General features: G+C 34.7%; 2 protein-coding genes. Both read left to right on the top strand.

The window, feature by feature from the left end:
- Positions 1-405, top strand: a 405-nt coding sequence (locus AC1DTM_RS27975; protein ID WP_477001422.1) for a TetR/AcrR family transcriptional regulator, incomplete at its 5' end; no start/stop codon positions are given.
- Between the two features lie 13 nt (positions 406-418).
- Positions 419-1,076 (top strand): AMP-binding protein (locus AC1DTM_RS27970; protein ID WP_477001421.1); only part of this gene is annotated, 658 nt, incomplete at its 3' end.

Below are 1,076 nucleotides of genomic sequence, written 5' to 3'. Positions count from 1 at the left end.
GAATTGATTCGTAGATTGAACCGTGAGTTACGCTTAATTATTAAAGAAGAAATGAAGGGGATATCAAGTTATGAAGAGGCGCAAAGAAAAGGTTTTCAGGCATTTTTTCGATGGGTAAAAGATCGTCCTAATCTATATAACATTGTACAACAGGCGGTAGTTGTTGATGATGATTTATATAGATGGTACTATGCAAAGCTCGCAAATGGATTTTTAAAAAGTTTGTCGGCTGGTATGGAAGCGGGAGAGTTTAAACAACTTGATAAAGAAACAATTGCGTATTGTCTTATGTCAATTGGTCAATTTCTAGGAATGCGCTGGGGGTATTGGGAAGAGAAGGATGTTCCGGAGAAGGTATTTGAGGCAGCGATGTCATTAATATTTGAAGGATTGAGAAAGAGATAAGGGAGTGGTAAATATGGAAGGCATTGCTTATTGGATTGAAAAACGAGCATATTTACATCCTGATCGCATTGCCGTTATTACGGAAGAAGAGGAAATAACATATAAACAGTTACATGAGTATGTGAGTAAAGTAGCAGCATATTTAATTTGCGATTTAAATATGAAAAAAGGAGAAAGGGTAGCTATTTTATCACAAAACAGCTTGGAATATATTGTCCTTTTATTTGCTATAGCGAAAGTAGAATGCATTGCTGTTCCACTGAATATAAGGTTAACAGAAAATGAACTTATATTTCAGTTGAAAGATAGTGGAACCACGGTTTTATTTGTAGAGGAAACATTTCAAAATATGGCACTTTCAATGGAGAAGGAATCATATGTACAAAGAGTTCTTTCGATAAAAAATTTAAAGCGAATAGAAAATAGAAACAACCACTATTTTGAGGATATAAATGAAAGCGCATCCTTTATTATATGTTACACTTCGGGAACAACAGGAACACCGAAAGGAGCTGTACTTACACAAAAAAATATGTTTTGGAATGCGCTCAATAATACATTTGCGATTGACCTAACTATTCATGATCGCTCCATTGTATTATTGCCTTTATTTCATATTGGTGGGATTGGTTTATTCGCATTCCCAACTTTATTTGCAGGTGGAATAATCA

The organism is Bacillus sp. P4_D3 (assembly GCF_056401855.1).
Note: the sequence above shows the minus strand (reverse complement) of the source record. Positions and strands in the feature narration are given on the sequence as shown.